The 16,514-nt window shown below is 70.2% G+C and carries 18 protein-coding genes; 6 read left to right on the top strand and 12 right to left on the bottom strand.

What is annotated here, in order from left to right; translation table 11 throughout:
* Nucleotides 1-332, bottom strand: a 332-nt coding sequence (locus tag ABZ865_RS40935; protein WP_361242300.1) for an isochorismatase family protein, incomplete at its 3' end; no start/stop codon positions are given.
* A gap of 82 nt (nucleotides 333-414) precedes the next feature.
* On the opposite strand from ABZ865_RS40935, the gene ABZ865_RS40930 reads away from it, so the two are divergent.
* Nucleotides 415-975, top strand: a complete 561-nt coding sequence (locus ABZ865_RS40930) for a GNAT family N-acetyltransferase (protein ID WP_361242297.1) — start codon at nucleotides 415-417, stop codon at nucleotides 973-975.
* On the opposite strand, the gene ABZ865_RS40925 is transcribed toward ABZ865_RS40930, so the two are convergent.
* The 7 genes from ABZ865_RS40925 to ABZ865_RS40895 all read right to left on the bottom strand — a co-directional run bounded on the left by ABZ865_RS40925 (nucleotide 964) and on the right by ABZ865_RS40895 (nucleotide 9,081).
* Entirely contained in the window at nucleotides 964-2,505 is a 1,542-nt protein-coding gene (locus ABZ865_RS40925; protein ID WP_361242294.1) for a type VI secretion protein, read from the bottom strand. The two genes, ABZ865_RS40930 and ABZ865_RS40925, sit on opposite strands and share 12 nt — an antisense overlap.
* 23 nt (nucleotides 2,506-2,528) lie before the next feature.
* Complete coding sequence (locus tag ABZ865_RS40920) at nucleotides 2,529-3,941, bottom strand: ATP-binding protein (protein WP_361242290.1); 1,413 nt, start codon at nucleotides 3,939-3,941, stop codon at nucleotides 2,529-2,531.
* A gap of 14 nt (nucleotides 3,942-3,955) precedes the next feature.
* A complete protein-coding gene (locus ABZ865_RS40915) occupies nucleotides 3,956-5,515 on the bottom strand; it encodes an SCO6880 family protein (RefSeq protein WP_361242287.1) in 1,560 nt (519 codons plus the stop codon).
* Entirely contained in the window at nucleotides 5,512-6,861 is a 1,350-nt protein-coding gene (locus ABZ865_RS40910) for a hypothetical protein (protein WP_361242284.1), read from the bottom strand. The genes ABZ865_RS40915 and ABZ865_RS40910 overlap by 4 nt, the downstream gene beginning before the upstream one ends.
* Nucleotides 6,851-7,669 (bottom strand): hypothetical protein, encoded by an 819-nt coding sequence (locus tag ABZ865_RS40905; RefSeq protein ID WP_361242281.1) that lies wholly within the window; start codon nucleotides 7,667-7,669, stop codon nucleotides 6,851-6,853. The genes ABZ865_RS40910 and ABZ865_RS40905 overlap by 11 nt, the downstream gene beginning before the upstream one ends.
* Before the next feature lie 177 nt (nucleotides 7,670-7,846).
* Entirely contained in the window at nucleotides 7,847-8,155 is a 309-nt protein-coding gene (locus ABZ865_RS40900) for a hypothetical protein (RefSeq protein ID WP_014673544.1), read from the bottom strand.
* Nucleotides 8,156-8,466: 311 nt separating this feature from the next.
* Nucleotides 8,467-9,081, bottom strand: coding sequence for a TetR/AcrR family transcriptional regulator (locus ABZ865_RS40895; RefSeq protein ID WP_361242278.1), 615 nt, complete (start codon nucleotides 9,079-9,081; stop codon nucleotides 8,467-8,469).
* A gap of 99 nt (nucleotides 9,082-9,180) precedes the next feature.
* Here ABZ865_RS40895 and ABZ865_RS40890 point away from each other — a divergent pair, with 99 nt between their 5' ends.
* Nucleotides 9,181-10,107, top strand: coding sequence for an oxidoreductase (locus ABZ865_RS40890; RefSeq protein ID WP_361242275.1), 927 nt, complete (start codon nucleotides 9,181-9,183; stop codon nucleotides 10,105-10,107).
* Here the strand turns inward: ABZ865_RS40890 and ABZ865_RS40885 are convergent.
* A complete protein-coding gene (locus tag ABZ865_RS40885; RefSeq protein ID WP_361242272.1) occupies nucleotides 10,094-10,528 on the bottom strand; it encodes a plastocyanin/azurin family copper-binding protein in 435 nt (144 codons plus the stop codon). The genes ABZ865_RS40890 and ABZ865_RS40885 overlap by 14 nt on opposite strands.
* A gap of 154 nt (nucleotides 10,529-10,682) precedes the next feature.
* Between ABZ865_RS40885 and ABZ865_RS40880 the strand changes: the two genes are divergently transcribed.
* Nucleotides 10,683-11,465, top strand: a complete 783-nt coding sequence (locus ABZ865_RS40880) for an SDR family oxidoreductase (protein WP_361242269.1) — start codon at nucleotides 10,683-10,685, stop codon at nucleotides 11,463-11,465.
* A 91-nt stretch (nucleotides 11,466-11,556) separates the two neighbouring features.
* A complete protein-coding gene (locus ABZ865_RS40875) occupies nucleotides 11,557-12,252 on the top strand; it encodes a hypothetical protein (protein ID WP_361242266.1) in 696 nt (231 codons plus the stop codon).
* On the opposite strand, the gene ABZ865_RS40870 is transcribed toward ABZ865_RS40875, so the two are convergent.
* Genes ABZ865_RS40870 through ABZ865_RS40860 form a run of 3 tightly spaced genes read right to left on the bottom strand, consistent with a single transcriptional unit; the run spans nucleotide 12,242 to nucleotide 14,115 of the window.
* A complete protein-coding gene (locus ABZ865_RS40870; protein WP_361242263.1) occupies nucleotides 12,242-12,874 on the bottom strand; it encodes a hypothetical protein in 633 nt (210 codons plus the stop codon). The genes ABZ865_RS40875 and ABZ865_RS40870 overlap by 11 nt on opposite strands.
* 30 nt (nucleotides 12,875-12,904) lie before the next feature.
* Entirely contained in the window at nucleotides 12,905-13,597 is a 693-nt protein-coding gene (locus ABZ865_RS40865; protein WP_361242260.1) for a hypothetical protein, read from the bottom strand.
* Nucleotides 13,594-14,115 carry a SigE family RNA polymerase sigma factor gene (locus ABZ865_RS40860; RefSeq protein ID WP_361242256.1) on the bottom strand — a complete coding sequence of 174 codons (522 nt, stop codon included), beginning with the start codon at nucleotides 14,113-14,115 and terminating at the stop codon, nucleotides 13,594-13,596. Before ABZ865_RS40860 ends, ABZ865_RS40865 begins: the two co-directional genes overlap by 4 nt.
* Before the next feature lie 370 nt (nucleotides 14,116-14,485).
* On the opposite strand from ABZ865_RS40860, the gene ABZ865_RS40855 reads away from it, so the two are divergent.
* Both ABZ865_RS40855 and ABZ865_RS40850 read left to right on the top strand, forming a co-directional pair.
* Nucleotides 14,486-15,256, top strand: coding sequence for a trypsin-like peptidase domain-containing protein (locus ABZ865_RS40855; RefSeq protein WP_361242253.1), 771 nt, complete (start codon nucleotides 14,486-14,488; stop codon nucleotides 15,254-15,256).
* A gap of 137 nt (nucleotides 15,257-15,393) precedes the next feature.
* Nucleotides 15,394-16,350, top strand: coding sequence for a bifunctional lytic transglycosylase/C40 family peptidase (locus ABZ865_RS40850; protein ID WP_361242303.1), 957 nt, complete (start codon nucleotides 15,394-15,396; stop codon nucleotides 16,348-16,350).
* Nucleotides 16,351-16,514 lie beyond the last annotated feature (164 nt).

Raw genomic sequence — 16,514 nt, 5'->3', positions numbered from 1 at the left:
GCGCCCGTGACGACGAGCCGGCCGACCTTCCGCTCGGCCAGCACGGACTCCAGGTCCGTCTCCTCGAAGGAGTCCGGGTAGTTCTTGTGGACCAGAGGTTCGCCGTCCCGGCGGATCAGCTCCGGCACGTACTGCCAGTTCTCGGAGCCGTACTTCAGTTCGTCGTCGGAGTGCTGCACCCAGACGACCGGCACGTCCTCCGCGCGGGCCTTGTCGATCAGGGTGTTGATGTTCGCGATGACACCGTCGCGGTCGTGGCCGCTTGCCACGACGCCGTTCTGGACGTCGATGACGAGCAGTGCGGTGTTGGGTCGATCGGGAAGGGTGGTCATGCGCCCACAGTATGACCCGCCACTGACAACGGCCCCGAATATGAGGTGAGGACCTGGCAGGGCCGCGGCTACGGTTACCGCCATGACCACTCTGACCAGCGGTGACTACGTCATCCGCGCCATACGACCCGATGACTGGCCTGCCGTGAAGCAGCTGCGGCTCGACGCGCTGCGCGATCCGGCCGCGCCGGTCGCCTTCCTGGAGACGTACGAGCAGGCCATGGCCCAGCCGGACGAGTTCTGGCAGGGACGGGCCACCAGTTCCGGTGAAGGGGCCACGGGGGCACGTCAGTTCATCGCCGAGGCGCCGGACGGGATCTGGGCCGGCACGGTCGTCATGCTCATCGAGGAAGCAGGGACGAACGACTGGGCCGGGTTTCCGGTCGAGCGGCGGCAGGGGCATGTGGTCGGTGTGTTCGTACGGCCGGAGCACCGCGGGAACGGGCTGATCAAGGCGCTGTTCGACGCCGCTGTGGAGTGGGGCTGGCAGCAGGACGCCGAGCGGGTACGGCTCCTCGTGCACGAGGACAACCCGCGGGCGCAGGGGGCGTACCGCAAGCTGGGGTTCGTGCCGAGCGGGGTGACCGTGCCGGTCGAGCACCAGGGTGAGCAGAAGGAGCTGGAGTTCGTCCTAGAGCGGTAGCTCCTGGTGCGGCCAGCGGGCTCGGGCCTGTTCGCGGGAGCGGAGCAGGGCCAGGGCCGGCAGGCCCAGGGCCGCTCCGGTGGCGAGCAGGTCCGGCAGTTGGGGGAGGGGGGCCACGGCCGCCACGTCGTCCAGGACCAGGGTGAGTGGTGGGTCGAGCCGACCGGAGGATGACCGTTCGGCCATGCGCCGGCCGCGCTCGACCACGCTGGAGACGAGGGCCGTCAGCAGGGGCATCGCCCCCGGGTTGGTCCTGGGGTCCTCGATGGATTCACCGACCACATAAAGCGTGCCCCCTTCCTGGACAAAGGAATCCAAGGCGAGCGCATCAGTTCGGTTTTGAGTGCAGGCCTCGCGGATGTTGACCGTGAAGAGGGCGGCGAGGGCCCGGCTGGTCAACTCCTGGGCGATGTCCCGGCGTTCGGGGTGCGCGGTGAGGGCGGCCTCGAGTTCGCCGGCGGCGCCGGGGGCGGCTTTGGGGTGGGTACGGAGGGTTCGTACGGCGTCCTGGATCTGGTTGCCCTGGGCCCAGCGGTGGACGTGCCGGATGGTGCGGTTCTCCAGGGCGGCGGCGTGGAGGTAGCTCCTCAGGAGCGTTATCGCCGTGTCGGCGACCGCCTGGTCGATCTTGGCCGTGGGCTGGACGGGGCTGAGGAGGGCTGACGCCCGGTTCAGCGCGGTCTGCTTGTCCTCGCAGCCCGTGGTGGGGGACCAGTGGAGGCGGGCGGGGGTGTCGCAGAGGTGGGTGGGGTCGTAGAGGAGGGTGGGGCCCAGTTTTGCTCTGGCGTCCTTTGTCTCCGCCCAGAGGGCGGGGTTCGAGGTGACGATGAGGGCGGGGCCGGGGGCGTCCTGGATCGCCTGGGTCGCCGTGGACTGGCGGGCTGCGGGTCCGTCGTAGCGCACCACGCCTTCGGCGCGGTTTGTTTCCCACCCGCCGACCCGTTTGCTCTCCGCCGGGAAGTGCCCGTTCGGGTGTTGCGGCTCGGGCTCCTGACGAGGCGCGGGTACCTCATGCACGGGCTCGGGCACGCGTTCTGGCACGCGTTCTGGCACGGGCTGCGGCTCCGGGTGCGGGCTTGGCTCCGGTGTCTGCTCCTGGGCGTGCGCCCTTTCCCTCGCCGGCGCTTCCGCCGAGCTCCCCTTCTCGAAGCCCCGCTTCGCCCTCCCCGCCCGCCACCGCGCCACCACGCCCATCACGAACACCGTCAGCACGAACAGGATCATCAGCTGGCCGATGAACAGGCCCCAGAAGAGGCCCCAGCCCGAGAGCTGGCCCGGGGGCGTGTCCGGCCAGGCGCCGGTGATGTCGTGCGGTTCGCCGATGAGGTGGCGCATGGCCAGGGGGGTGTGGGAGAAGGTGACGGCGTCGGGCCAGGCGCCTCGCGCGACGTAGGCCGCCAGGCCCGTGGCCGTCCAGACCAGCAGGGTCATGCCGAGGAGGAAGGCGAGTATGCCGATCAGCATGCCGTCGGGGATGCCGGCCTGGCTCCCCTGGCTCCCCTGGCCCGTACGGCGTTCGTCCGGTCTCACGCTCTCCCGTCTCCCCTCTCCCCCTACGCCACCGTCGACTCGGAGTCGCCGAGGTGCTGCTCCACGAAGGCCGCCGCCCGCTGTTCGGCCTCCAGCTCGGCCGCGTGCAGGGCGTCGTCGGCCGCCAGCTCGCTGGAGGACTCGGTCATGGCGCGGTCGGTGAACACCAGCGGGCGTTCCGTCTCCGTGATCAGGTGCTTGACGACCTGCACGTTGCCGTTGACGTCCCAGACCGCGATGCCGGGCGTGAGCGTGGGGATGATCTCCACCGCCCAGCGGGGGAGGCCCAGTACGCGGCCCGTGGCCCTCGCCTCGTCCGCCTTCTGGGCGTAGATCGTCCTGGTCGAGGCCATCTTCAGGATCGCCGCCGCCTCCTTCGCGGCCGCGCCGTCGACCACGTCGGACAGGTGGTGGACGACCGCCACGAAGGACAGGCCCAGCCGTCGGCCGAACTTCAGCAGCCGCTGGAACAGCTGGGCCACGAACGGGCTGTTGATGATGTGCCAGGCCTCCTCGACCAGGAAGATGCGCTTCTTGCGGTCGGGGCGGATCCAGGTGTGCTCCAGCCACACGCCGACGATCGCCATGAGGATCGGCATGGCGATGGAGTTGCGGTCGATGTGGGAGAGGTCGAAGACGATCAGCGGGGCGTCGAGGTCGATGCCGACCGTGGTCGGGCCGTCGAACATGCCCCGCAGGTCACCGTCGACCAGGCGGTCCAGCACCAGGGCGACGTCCAGGCCCCACGCCCGTACGTCGTCTATGGCGACGTTCATCGCCTCGGCCGACTCCGGCTCGGGGTGTCGTAGCTGCTCCACAATGTCGGTCAGGACCGGCTGGCGGTCGACGATCGTCTCGTTGACGTAGGAGTGGGCGACCTTGAGGGCGAAGCCGGAGCGTTCGTCCAGGCCGTGGCCCATCGCGACCTCGATGATCGTGCGGAGCAGCGCGAGCTGACCCGTGGTGGTGATCGCGGGGTCCAGGGGGTTGAGGCGGATGCCGTGGTTCAGGGCGGCCGTCGGGTCCAGCCGGATCGGCGTTATTCCCAGCTCTTCCGCGATCAGGTTCCATTCGCCGACGCCGTCCTCGCCCTGGGCGTCCAGGACGACGACCTGGCGGTCCTTGAAGCGCAGCTGGCGCAGGACGTATGTCTTCTCCAGCGCCGACTTGCCGTTGCCGGACTCGCCGAGGACCAGCCAGTGCGGGGCCGGGAGTTGCTGGCCGTACAGCTGGAAGGGGTCGTAGATGTAGCCCTTCCCGGAGTACACCTCGCGGCCGATGATGACGCCGGAGTCGCCGAGGCCGGGCGCGGCGGTGGGCAGGTAGACCGCCTGGGCCTGGCCCGTGGAGGTGCGTACCGGCAGCCGGGTCGTCTCGACCTTCCCGAACAGGAAGGAGGTGAAGGCGTCGGTGAGGACGGACAGCGGATCCCGCATCGGCGAATCAGCCCCTACCTTCGGATGCCGGTGGCGAAGGGAAGTGTGTTCACGAAGGCCCGGTGGTGCTCGCGGTCGCACCACTCCAGCTTCAGATACGACTTGCCTGCGGAGGCCCTTATCGTGCGCTTGTCGCGGTTGAGGGCCTCCGGGGAGCGGGCGGAGACGGTGATGTAGCCGACCAGGTTGACGCCGGCGGCGCCGCTGGCGAGGTCCTCGCCGCGCTGGTCGAGACGGTTGTGGGCGGCCACGTCCCGGGGGTCGACGGTCCGGTTCATCTTGGCGGCGCGGGAGGCCTCGGCCTCGTCGTTGGTCTTCTCGGTCAGCATGCGCTCGATGGCGACCTCGGTGGGTTCGAGGTCCATCGTCACGGCGACCGTGCGGATGACGTCCGGGGTGTGGACGAGCAGCGGGGCGAGGAAGTTGACGCCGACGGGGGTCATCGGCCACTCCTTCACCCAGGCCGTGGCATGGCACCAGGGCGCGCGGGTGGACGACTCCCGGGTCTTGGCCTGGAGGTAGGTGGGCTCCATGGCGTTCAGCTCGGCCGGCCAGGCGTTGCGCTTGGTCATCGCCTGGATGTGGTCGATCGGGTGGTCGGGGTCGTACATGGAGTGGATGAGGGAGGCGAGTCTGCCCTGTCCGAGGGGCTGGCGGACCCGGATGTCGGCCTCCTGGAGGCGCGAGCAGATGTCGGTCAGCTCGCGGGCCATGACGACGGCGAGCCCCGCGTCCCGGTCCAGCCGGCGCCCGGCCTGCGGCCGCGCGGCGCGCGCCATGGCCTGGGCCTCGGCGGCGAGTTCGCGGTTGTAGTGCATGCAGGCGACGAGGTAGGCGCGGTGCTGCTCGCTGCTGGTGGACACCATCGACTGCAACTGGTCGTACGACTGCTGCAGCCAGGCGGGCGAGCGGTCGTCGCCGCGCAGGGCGACGTCCTTGGCGTGGGCGTCGGGGTCGGCGGGCAGGGTGCGGGCGAGCATCTGCAGCCGGGTGACGAACCCGTCCCCGTTGGCGACGTGCTTGAGCAGCGTGCCGAACCGGTCGACGAGGGCCTCCTGGTCCTCGGAGTCGCGCAGGCCGACGCCCGGCCCCTCGATCTCGATCGCGGCCGTGACGGTCCGGCGGTCGGCGTGCAGCAGTACGGCGATCTCGTCCGGCCCGAAGGGCGCGGCGAGCCAGCTGATCCGCCCGATGCCGGGCGGCGGCCCGACCTCCACCTCACGCCCGTCCATCCGCGTACCGGCCTCGATGGCGCCGGAGCGGTACGTGGCCCCGCGCTTGACCGTGCGCTTGTACGAGCGGTTGATCTCGAACCACTTGTAGAAGGTGCGGCGCCTGTACGGCACGTACACCGCGGCGAGCGCGAGCATCGGGAACCCCGTCAGCAGCACGATCCGCAGGGAGAGGACCGGGACGAGGAGGCCGCACATCATGCCGAGGAACGCGCCGGCGACGATCAGCGCGATCTCGCCGGACTCACGGTTCCGGCCGATGATCGCGTTCGGCCGGGCGCGGCCGATGAGATACGTACGGCGGGGCGTGACCGGCTGGGACAGGTGGGACTCGGTCGTCAACGCCCTTCACCTCCCGAGCGGTTGATGTTGCGGGTGTTGCTGGCGTGCGGGGTGTTGGCGGGGCTGGCCGGGCTGGGTGCGCGCGGCGCGGGCGTGGCGGAGGGGACTGCTCCGCCGCCGCCCTGCGGGATACGGGTGCTGTGCGCGGCGACGCCGCCGGAGACGGGGTTGGCGGGTCGCGGCCCGGCGCCGCCCTGGGCCCCTACGCCGCCTCCGCCGTTGTTGTCGGCGCGGGCGCTGTGCGTCTTGATGCCCTGGGCGACCAGCGTGGCCGGGGAGCTGATGACGGCGGCGGCCTTGGCCTCCGCGCCCTGCATGATGCGGTTGTTGCGGGAGCCGGCGATCTCGTCGCCGAAACCCGGGACGAAGCGGTAGATCATCGCGCTGGCGAAGATGGCGAGCAGGATGATGGCGAGGCCGGAGACGACGGCGGAGAAGGCGTCGGGACCGCTGTCGCCGGACAGGGCGCCCGCGAGTCCGAGCACGATGACGATGACCGGCTTCACCAGGATCACGGCGATCATGATCCCCGCCCAGCGGCGGACGTGTCCCCACAGGTTCTTGTCCACCAGGCCCGCGTAGACGACGGTGCCGAGGAGGGCGCCGACGTAGAGCAGGGCGGCGCGGATGACCAGCTCCAGCCAGAGGATGCCGGCGGCGAGGATGCTGACCAGCGAGACGACGATCAGCATGATCGGCCCGCCGCCGATGTCCGTCCCCTTGCCGAGCGCCCCGGAGAACGTGCCGAAGAACGTGTCCGCCTGGTCGCCGGTCGCCTTCGCGAGGACGTCGGTGACGCCGTCGGTGGCGGATACGACGGTGTACAGGATCAGCGGGGTGAACGCGGAGGCCAGCACCGTCAGCCACAGGAAGCCGACGGCCTCCGAGATGGCGGTGGTCAACGGCACGCCGCGCACCGCGCGCTTGGCGACCGCCAGCAGCCACAGCAGGAGGGTCAGGATGGTCGACGCCGCGAACACGACCGCGTACTGCTGCAGGAACTTCTGATTCGTGAAGTCGACGTTCGCGGTCTCCTTCACGGCGTCACTGAGCTTCCCGATGGTCCAGGACGCGGCGTCCGCACAGCCCTTGGCGAGGGAGGAGAGGGGGTCGAGGGTGTCGGTGAGGGGGTTGCTGGGGGTGTTGGTGAGGCCCTTGTTGGAGCCAGAGTTGTTTTGATCGCAGTACTTCTTGGCAGGCCCGGCGATCAGCGAGCAGGCGTCGTTGCTCTTGGAGGGGGTTGGCTTGGGAGCTGCGACAGCGCTCGTGGCGAACAGTACGGCGGCTGTCTGTACGGTGGCCACGAGGCCGGTGAGCTTGAGCGTGCGGTGCTGGCTACCGGGCATAGGTGAAGCCTCCGAACTCCTGGACCGCCTTGCTGATCTCATCGGTCCCGGACACAGGGTTGTCACCGGTGACGGGGGTGGGACCGGTCTTCTGGCTGGATTCGAGGATCTTCCAGTCGCCGCCGCTCCAGCTCAGCTTCATGGTCACGGTGAACCAACTGCTGGTCACCGGGTTGGTCGAGCTGTCGCCGGCCAGGCCGAAGAGGCCGCTGCACCACACCTCGACGGTGGCCGCGCTGTCGCTGAACGACGTGACCTTGGTACCGGCCGGCAGGGTGCGACTCACGAACGTGCTGCCCTGGGGCGCGCTGCCGTTGTTGTTCAGGCCGACCTTTCTCAGGAAGTCGGCCGAGTAGTCGGCATCGAAGCCGGCCTTGAGCTGGCTCACGGTGCTGGGGGCTGCGATGGATTGCACGATCTCGTGCCGTCTGGCCGTATTGAACATGCCGTCAGACCCCAACGCCGCCGCATAGTTCGCGGCCGCGCTCTGCGCTCCCTGTTCCGTATGCGCGAATCCCGAGGGAATGCCCCCGCTCTTCGTCTCCACGGGACGTGCCCCGCTGGCCGCGGTGGACGAACTTCTCGGCTGCTCACCCTTGTCGGCGGAGCCGTCCGCGGACGAGGAGTCTCCGCGGTTCGCGAAGGCGATCGCCGCGATGAGGAGGACGACCACGCCGACGACGGTGATCAGGCTCCGGGAGGAGGAGCGGCCGGTGCGGCGGGGTGCGCCGCCGTAGGGGTCACCGCCGGGCAGGTGGGTCCGGGTCTGGCCCGTTTCGCTGTAGCCCTGCTCGTCTCCGGGATTCATGCCGCGTACGCCCCCTCCACCTCGTAGACATACGACGGTAGCCGTGCTGGTTCCCGCGCGGGCGCGGTGTGGTGACTCGACATCAGGGAAACGCAACCTCAGCCGGTGGGCACGACGGGTGGGTGGGGTGGAGGGGACGGGAGCCGGGCGTGCCCGGGCGGGACGGAGGGGGCGGCGCTAGACCGCCATGCCGTACACGATCGTGAAGAGCGTGCCGAGGGATCCGATGATGAAGACTCCGGTGAGGCCGGCGATGATGAGGCCCTTGCCCTGCTCCGCGCTGAAGGTGTCCCGCAGTGCGGTGGCGCCGATGCGCTGTTTGGCCGCGCCCCAGACCGCGATGCCGAGACAGAGCAGGATGGCGACGGCCATCACCACCTCGATCATCACCTTGGCTTCGTTGCCCAGGCTGCCGAAGGGGCCCCAGTCCGGAGCGATCCCGCCGATGATGGTGTTGATGTCTCCCTTGTCGGCCGCAAAGAGCATGTAAGTCACCGCCCCTGGTGGGTAGTTCCGCAAGGCCCCTGCGGTGTGCAGAGGTCAGCCCTCATTCTCGCCGACAACGTCGCCGTCGTATGTCGACTTGACGTCATTGACTGGCGGGTTTCGTACGAATCCCTCGTACGGTCACTCTGTGTATCACGGCAGGTCACGCCGGGCAACGAGGACGGTGCGGAACCTGCCGTGTGGTTCCGTCGTTGACCTTCTTTACGGCCTGGCACGGTTTCTGACGGCTGGTCGGGTGAGGCGTCGAGTCGATGTTCTCACGGGGCGTCAGGGCCCCGGCGTCCGCCGGTTCAGCGGGGCTTGAGCCCGTGCAGGAGAAGGTGGACGTGTTCGTCCAGGCCTGCCAGCGCCTCCTCCGCCTCCAGTGCGCAGCTGGCGATGAGTGCGGCGAGGCCGTGCAGGCTCGCGGCGGCGACCATCGTGATCCGCTCGGGGTCGCCCTGGACTATCTCGCCCCGTTCCTGCGCCGCGGCGAACATCCGGGTGAGGCCGCCGAGGGACTGGTCGACGGCCGCCGCGAGCTGGGCGGAGCTGTCGGGGTCGTGCTTGCGCGCGAACATCAGCTCCAGCAGTTCGGGGTGTTCGACGGCGAAGCCGAGGTAGGCGCGTGCGAGTGCGGTCATGCGGCCCTCGAAGCTCTGGTCCGGGAGGGCGGCGGCCGTGGCCAGGGCCTGGTTGAGGCGCTCGTACCCGTCCAGCGCGAGGGCGTCGAGCAGGGCCTGCTTGTCCTTGAAGTGCCGCCCAGGGGCGGCGTGGCTCACGCCGATGTCACGGGCCAGCTCGCGCAGCGAGAGCGCGCCGGCTCCCTTCTCGCGCAGGGTGCGCTCGGCGCTCTTGAGCAGGGCGGCGCGCAGGTCTCCGTGGTGGTAGGGGCGATTCGGGGGTGACGGGGACATGCGTGACATGCGGCCCATCGTATCCGGATGTTGTCGCCGCCATCATTGTTGGCGGCGACACCATTGTTGTCATTGACAGCATTGTTGGCGATGCCTACATTGAGGGGCATGGCTGATACGACCGACGCGCGACGTGCGCGCAAGTGGAACGCGACCCACCTCCCCGACCTGACCGGCCGTACGGCCGTGGTGACCGGAGCCAACAGCGGCCTCGGCCTCGTCACCGCCGGGGCGCTGGCCGGGGCCGGTGCGCATGTGGTGTTCGCCGTACGGGACCTCGCGCGGGGCGGTGCGGCGGCGGCGCGGGTGGGCGGCAGTACGGAGGTGCGCCGCCTGGACCTGGCGGATCTGGACTCGGTGCGGGAGTTCGCCGCGTCCTGGGACCGCCCGCTGGACCTGCTGATCAACAACGCCGGCGTGATGATGCTGCCCGAGCAGCGCACCAAGCAGGGCTTCGAGATGCAGTTCGGCACGAACCACCTCGGGCACTTCGCCCTGACCAACCTGCTGCTGCCGCACCTCACCGACCGGGTGGTGACGGTGTCCTCCGGCCTCCACCGCGGCGGCGACGGAGTGATCCACTTCGATGACGTGAACCTGCGGGGCCACTACTCCCCGACCCGCGCCTACGCCCAGTCCAAGCTCGCCAATCTCCTGTTCACCCTCGAACTCCAGCGCCGCCTGGCCGAGTCCGGCTCGAACGTCCGCGCCCTCGCGGCCCACCCCGGCTACGCGGCCACCAACCTGCAGAGCCACGCCGCGAATCCCCTCGCGCGGGCTTTCATGGCCGTCGGCAACAAGATCTTCGCCCAGGACGACAAGGCCGGCGCCCTCCCCACCCTCTACGCCGCCACCCAGGACCTCCCAGGCGCGGCCTACGTCGGCCCCGACGGCCTCGGCGAGATGCGCGGCGCCCCGACCCTGGTCGGCCGCAGCGCGGCGGCGAGCGACCCGGACGCGGCCAAGCGCCTGTGGACGCTGTCGGAGGAGCTGACCGGGGTGGAGTGGGGGCTCGCGCGGTTCAGCCGACTTTGATGTGCTGGTCCATCCCGAGCTGCTTGTGGTTGTCGACCGGGCAGTACACGTCGTAGGTGCCCTTCTTGAGGGTCACGGTCACGGTTGCCTGTTGCCCGCTCTGGACGTTCTTGGTCTTGGCGTCCTCGACGCCGGGGCCGTCGATCGAGAGCGCGTGCATGACCTTGCCCGCGTTGTCGGCGACGAAGGTGTAGGTGCCCGGCGTGAAGGAGGACCGGGACAGTTTCAGGGCGTAGTCGGTCTCGGTGACCGTCACCCGGGTCCCCGAGCCTGCCGTGGCCGTGCCGGAACCCGCCGAACCATGCGGCTGCCCGCCGCCCCCGCCGGAGCACGCCGCCAGGAGGAGAGCGGCGGAGAAGGCGACCGCAGCCGTACAGAGTGTCGTGCGGGTCGTATGCGTCGTATGTGCCGAGACGGTCATGCGGCTCACCCCTTTCCCAGGAGATCTCAAGGAGAGAGAGGCCGTCTGTAGGGATACGGACGAGGGCGCCGTGGAGTTCAGCGGATTACGGTGACGTGGACGGACTCCTCCAGGACTCCTCCCCTACTCACCAGGAACTCACCAGGACTCACGGATGGCGGCAGGGACGGGCGGCACCGGCCCGGTGGACTTCCGGCTCGACGGCCGTACGGCCCTCGTGGCCGGCTCGGTGCACGGGCTCGGGCCGCACATCGCGCGGGGCCTGGCCGGGGCCGGGGCACGGGTCGTCCTCGGCGGCCGGAACCGGGACGCCCTCGCGGCCGCGGCGGCACGGCTGCGGGAGGAGAAGGGTTACGAAGTCCTCGCCGCCGCGTTCGACGCCACCGACCGGGAGGCCGCCCAGGAAGCGGTGCGCGGGCTCGGGTACATCGATGTCCTGGTCAACAACATGGGCCACTGCGACCCGCGGGTCGCGCGCGAGATGACACCGCACGAGCTGTCCGCGATGCTCGACGTCCAACTGGCCTCGGCGTACGCGCTGAGCCAGGCAGTGGCCCGAGGCCTGGCCGCCCGCGGCGCGCACGGCCGGATCATCAACGTCTCCTCGGCCGTCGGCCGCCTCGCTCGCACGGGCGACGCCGCCTACGCCGCGGCAAAGGCGGGCCTCGACGGTCTGACCAAGGCCCTGGCCGCCGACCTCGGTCCCAGCGGCACGACCGTCAACTCGGTCGCACCGGGTACCTTCGCGGCCGACGTCGACGCAGAGCCGCCGGCGGACCCCGAGTGCGAGCGCTGGCTGCGCACCCGCACGGCCCTGGGCCGCTGGGGTCGCCCGGAGGAGATCGCGGGAGTCATCGTCTTCCTCGCGAGCGACGCGGCGTCCTTCATCACCGGACAGACGATCGCGGTCGACGGCGGAATGACGACGACCTTCTGACTTCGCCCGGATCAATTGAGTACGTGTACCCACTCCTTGCCGAGTGACCGCACCCATCCGCCGTGCATCCCCGTCGCCATACCGTCCCCGTATGCCCGATGAAACCGCACCGACGAACACCACCACGGCCCCGACCGAGTCCGGGTCCCCCGCTTCCGCTCTGCGGGCTCTCGGATGCGGCTGCTGGGGACTGGTCGTCCTGTTCGTCGGAGCCGTACTCGTTCTGATCGTCCTGTTCGCGTCGGCCTCATCGGGGTCGGCGAATCTTCCCCGCGTGGCGCCCGAGGACATGGCGAGCCGTGCCTTCCAGCGGTCCCAGGAGGCGTACGGCGTCCTGGGGTTCGAGCGCTCGGTGAAACCGGGAGTCGAGAAGGTCGGCGTCAGCACGGAGAACACGTTCAGCTCCGGCTTCTGCTACGACGGGGGCCTGCTCGGGTTGGACGACAAGACGGTTGACGGCGCCTACCGGATGAGCCACAGCTGGGCGCTGGACCGCGTGCCCGCGAGCCGGGCCGTCCCCGGCATACGCCGACTGCACCGGCATCTGGAGGACGACGGCTGGGAGGTCACGTCCTACCGTGAGGGCGGGAAGGGCAAGGACTGGGAGCTGTTCGTCCAGCGGGACGGCGGGGACGAGCGGATGTCCTTCACCTGGTTCCCGGACCGGGAGTACTTCATGGGTGACGCCACCGTGCCCTGCGCCTACGACCCCGCGTGGAAGGACGGCGACATCGGCCCGGCCGGGGACCGCCAGGTGCCCCCTCGTCTACGGGCCCTCAGAGCCTGACCGGCTTCGTGGAGAGGCCGCGGGTGGCTTCGAGGAGGGGCAGCCGATGGACACCGTCTGCGGGCTGCTTGTCGGAGGGCGGTCCATCCGGCTGGACCGACATGACGACCACCAGCTGGTAGTCGCCGGGGTGTTTGTCCACGTCGGACCATGTGGTGCCGGGGCAGAGGCTGTCGAGCGTCAGGGTCTTGACGTACGGGCGCCGGCCGACGGGGTACAGGAGGGCCGACATCTTGACCGGACCGGTGTCGGCGGCGGGCTTCTGGCGGCCGACGATGACGCCGTGCTTGAGCAGGAGGGCCGTGGGCGGGACATCGGCGATCGGCAGGCTGAGTGCCGCTGTCCGGTCGCGGGAGGTGATCTTGTAGGTGGTCCGCAGCGTGGAGCCTTGGCGCCGCAGGGACGTGATGGTCAGCGGCAGGGATTCATCGGGGCCGCTGACGCGGACTGGAGGTGCGATGGTGCTGCCGCAGGGCAGGGAGCGGTCCTGTTGTTTCAGCGGCGGGGTCGTGGTGGTCGGGGCGGGGTGGGTCGGACGACCGGTCACGGCGTCGGAACTCCCCCCGCATCCGGCGAGGGCGAGCAGCAGGACGGGGACGGCGGGCAGCAGGGCGCGGCGCATGAGTTCCTCCATGAGATGTCGAGAGGCCGTTCATTCGGACAGCGGGGCACGGGCGACGATCAATGAATCAGGGGCCCGGGTACCGGAGGGCACGGTCTGCTGGGTGACGAGGACGACGGCCACTTCGTAGCCGCCCTTCCACACCGAGCTCCAGGTGGTTCCCGCGCAGGGACGGCCCGGCACGGGCGCGAGCCGGGCGTGGTGCGGACGGTCGGGGGTGATGGTCACCGGGTTCGTGGTTTTCTCGGATGCCGGTCCGGAGGGATCCTGACCGGCCACGACCCGGCCGTCCTTCAGGACGAGAACCAGTGGCCCTCCGGACAGGACCGCCGGGGCGGTCGCGTCCACCGCGTAGCTGACCTGCGGGGCTCCGTCCGGGGCCGCGCGCACATCGGAGATGCGTGCGGTCACGGCTTCGCGTCCGGTACTCGCCGGGATTCTCGCGCCGCAGGTGTGACGAGGGAGCCCTGGGGCCGCGCCACTCGTCGCCGGGGGCTTCCTGTGCAGCGAGCCCATCGGTGTCTTGGTCTCGGGTGTCGAGTCGGACGGCAGCGTGGTCAGCACCACTGCTGCGGCCACGGCCAGGCCCGCCCCGGCCACGGCGGTGTACCGGGCGGCTCTGCGCCGGCGCACCCGGGTCCGGACGCGCTCGGTGTCGATCTCCGGCGACGGTGTGCGGTGCGCGGCGGCCAGCAACTGTTCGCGCAGGTCCTCGGGCTTCATGTCTCCAGCCTTTCCTCCGCGACGTGATGCCGTGGTGGCCGCAGTTGGGCGCCCAGCCGGGCCATCGCGTCGCTCAGATGACGCTTGACCGTGCCTTCACCGCAGCCGAGCCGCGCCGCGATGTCCGCGGTGGACATGTCCTCGTAGTAACGGAGCACCACGCACGCCCGCTGCCTCGGCGACAGTCCCCGCATGGCGTCCATGAGGTCGATCCGGTGCATGACGTCCGTGCTGGGGTCGGCGACCGACGCCGACGGCACGAGCCGTGGCAGCGCGCGGATCCAGCGGGCGCGGCGCCGGTGCAGGTCCAGGTAGCGGTTGAGCATCGTGCGGCGTACGTATGCCTCCGCCTCCCCCAGTTCCCACGCACGGCGGGGCCGGGAGAAGACCCGTACCAGTGCCTCCTGAACCAGGTCGGCGGCCTCCGCGCGATCACCGCACAGCAGGAATCCGTACCGGTTCAGCTCCGCGCCGCGCTCCTGCGCGAGCTCGGACAGCAGCCTCGACCATTCGGCCACATCCCCTCCGATCTCCTTCACCCGGTATCACGAACAACTCGCCCGTCCGGTTGGGGCCCTATGCGCTGCATCTGCTCGGCAGGGAGTCGGGTCGGCTGAGGTGCTGCGGGAGCTGGGCGCGTCGCGGGGCGGAAAGCTGCTGTGGGTGGACTGTCAGAGGGATGCCCCGCCGTGATGTCTGTCGGTGGACGTGGTGACCGGCGGGAACGCGCGGACGGCCCACACAGGGAGGCGGCGCGGCGGGACGCGCAGTACGGTGAACCCGCCCTCGGCCGTACGGGCGGATGGCTGGGGCGAGGGAGCGGTTCACAGGAAAATCTCGGTGAAGTCGGAGCGGGTTTCTCACCTACGTGGGACAGAGTGAGGGCTGATGAAGCGCATGTCACGCACCTCGGTCACCTCGCGTCCCGCGCTGCTCAGCGCTGTGGTGATGCTTGCCCTGACCTCGGCGTCCGTCGCCTCCGCCGATGACGGGCCCGGGCCCCTCGGGGTCACCGCCCTGGCCGCCACGACCGCGCACAGCGTGCGGGTGGGCGCGCTGTTCGGCGCGGACCGGGCCGGCCGCCTGGCCGGCGGACACTTCTGCACCGCCTCGGTCGTGCACAGTCCGGGCCGCGACCTGATCGTCACCGCCGCGCACTGCGTGGACGGCGTCGACGGCGACCTGGTGTTCGTACCGGGCTACCGGAACGGCGAGGCGCCGTACGGGGTGTGGACGGTCGGGCAGCGGTTCCTGCCCGACGGCTGGGCCCGGGACCAGGACGAGGACAGCGACATCGCCTTCGCCGTCGTCGGGGAACGGGACGGCAGGCGGATCGAGGACGTCGTCGGAGCCCACCGCTTCGCCACCGGCATGGCCACCGGCGCCACCGCCGTCACCGTCCTCGGCTACCCCGACGTCCGCGAGACCCCCATCAGCTGCACCAACAAGCCGACCCCGCACAGCAGCACCCAGCAGCGCATCGACTGCCCCGAGTTCACCTCGGGCACCAGCGGCAGCCCCTGGATCAACGGCGACAACCAGATCGTCGGCGTCCTCGGCGGCCACGAACAGGGCGGCTCGACCGACGACGTGTCGTACAGCGTCGTACTGGGGCGCGAGGCGGCGGAGCTGTACCGGGACGCGACGAGCGCGCACTGACACGGCATCACCCGCGCCCGCCCACCCGTGAAATGGCGCCACTCTCCGTCCAAATGGACTTGAACGACGTCCGCATGGGGGAAAGTTGAACCGTGCGGAAGGTATGGGTGGTCGGTGGGGCGGCGGTCGGGCTCGGCATGGGGTTCGTCATGCTGCTCGTCGTCGGCGTGTACGTCGTCGCCGGGAACCTCGTCAACGGGGTCACCTCGGGCAGTCGCGGCCTCGCCAAGGGAGCCGTGCCGGCGGCCTACAAGTCGCTCGTGCAGGAGTGGGGAAACCTGTGCCCGGCCCTCACCCCGGCGCTGCTCGCGGCGCAGCTGTACCAGGAGAGTGGCTGGAATCCGACCGTCGTCAGCCCGGCCGACGCGCGCGGGATCGCGCAGTTCATCCCGGGCACCTGGGCCACGCACGGCATCGACGGCAACGGCGACGGCAAGCGCGACATCTGGGATCCGCAGGACGCGATCCCGTCGGCGGCGTCGTACGACTGCGAGTTGGCGAAGTACGTCAAGGACGTGCCCGGGAACACGAGCGACAACATGCTCGCCGCCTACAACGCGGGCGCCTACCGGGTCATCAGGGCCGGCGGGGTCCCGGCCATCAGCGAGACGCGGAACTACGTCCAGCGGATCCGCAGCCTGGAGAAGAGCTTCGCCGCCCCGGTCAGCCGGCTCGACCCCACCCGGCAGGCGGCGGGTGCCATCGGCTTCGCCCAGAAGAAGCTCGGCACGCCCTACCTGTGGGGCGGCAACGGCACGGCCGACCAGGGCGGCCGGTTCGACTGCTCGGGCCTGACGAAGGCCGCGTACGAGAGCGTGGGCATCTCCCTGCCCCGGGTGGCCAACGATCAGTACAACGCCGGTCCGCACCCCTCGCGGGACCAACTGCTCCCCGGTGACCTGGTGTTCTTCTCCCACGATCCGACCGACTCCCGGGCCATCCACCACGTGGGGATCTACGTGGGCGGCGGCTACATGATCGACGCGCCGCGCACGGGCGCGGTGATCCGGTTCGACCCCGTCGACACCTCCGAGTACTTCGGCGCGACCCGGGTCACCGAGGATGGCGCAAAAGCGCTGCCCACGAAGGTGTGAACTGAGCGTGAACCCACCCCCTGAGCTGGGGCGATGAGTCTCTCTTCGATAACGTCTGCGTGATCATTCAGTGGAGTGTGGAACGTACGAGTGGGGGGTGTGCGTTCCTGTTCACGTAGCCGAGCGGACGTCAGTGCGGCAGTGCAGCGGAAGCGGATCTACGA

Origin of the sequence: Streptomyces sp. NPDC047085 (genome assembly GCF_040643735.1) — a bacterium.
Taxonomy (GTDB): domain Bacteria; phylum Actinomycetota; class Actinomycetes; order Streptomycetales; family Streptomycetaceae; genus Streptomyces.
Note: the sequence above shows the minus strand (reverse complement) of the source record. Positions and strands in the feature narration are given on the sequence as shown.

Bases quoted from the DNA above. Each gene is read 5' to 3' on its own strand.
- ABZ865_RS40865 (WP_361242260.1), bottom strand. From the start codon at position 13,597: ATGAAGCCCGAGGACCTGCGCGAACAGTTGCTGGCCGCCGCGCACCGC.
- ABZ865_RS40930 (WP_361242297.1), top strand. From the start codon at position 415: ATGACCACTCTGACCAGCGGTGACTACGTCATCCGCGCCATACGACCC.
- ABZ865_RS40895 (WP_361242278.1), bottom strand. From the start codon at position 9,081: ATGTCACGCATGTCCCCGTCACCCCCGAATCGCCCCTACCACCACGGA.
- ABZ865_RS40885 (WP_361242272.1), bottom strand. From the start codon at position 10,528: ATGACCGTCTCGGCACATACGACGCATACGACCCGCACGACACTCTGT.
- ABZ865_RS40890 (WP_361242275.1), top strand. From the start codon at position 9,181: ATGGCTGATACGACCGACGCGCGACGTGCGCGCAAGTGGAACGCGACC.
- ABZ865_RS40880 (WP_361242269.1), top strand. From the start codon at position 10,683: ATGGCGGCAGGGACGGGCGGCACCGGCCCGGTGGACTTCCGGCTCGAC.
- ABZ865_RS40870 (WP_361242263.1), bottom strand. From the start codon at position 12,874: ATGCGCCGCGCCCTGCTGCCCGCCGTCCCCGTCCTGCTGCTCGCCCTC.
- ABZ865_RS40875 (WP_361242266.1), top strand. From the start codon at position 11,557: ATGCCCGATGAAACCGCACCGACGAACACCACCACGGCCCCGACCGAG.
- ABZ865_RS40850 (WP_361242303.1), top strand. From the start codon at position 15,394: ATGGGGTTCGTCATGCTGCTCGTCGTCGGCGTGTACGTCGTCGCCGGG.
- ABZ865_RS40920 (WP_361242290.1), bottom strand. From the start codon at position 3,941: ATGCGGGATCCGCTGTCCGTCCTCACCGACGCCTTCACCTCCTTCCTG.
- ABZ865_RS40905 (WP_361242281.1), bottom strand. From the start codon at position 7,669: ATGAATCCCGGAGACGAGCAGGGCTACAGCGAAACGGGCCAGACCCGG.
- ABZ865_RS40910 (WP_361242284.1), bottom strand. From the start codon at position 6,861: ATGCCCGGTAGCCAGCACCGCACGCTCAAGCTCACCGGCCTCGTGGCC.
- ABZ865_RS40900 (WP_014673544.1), bottom strand. From the start codon at position 8,155: ATGCTCTTTGCGGCCGACAAGGGAGACATCAACACCATCATCGGCGGG.
- ABZ865_RS40855 (WP_361242253.1), top strand. From the start codon at position 14,486: ATGAAGCGCATGTCACGCACCTCGGTCACCTCGCGTCCCGCGCTGCTC.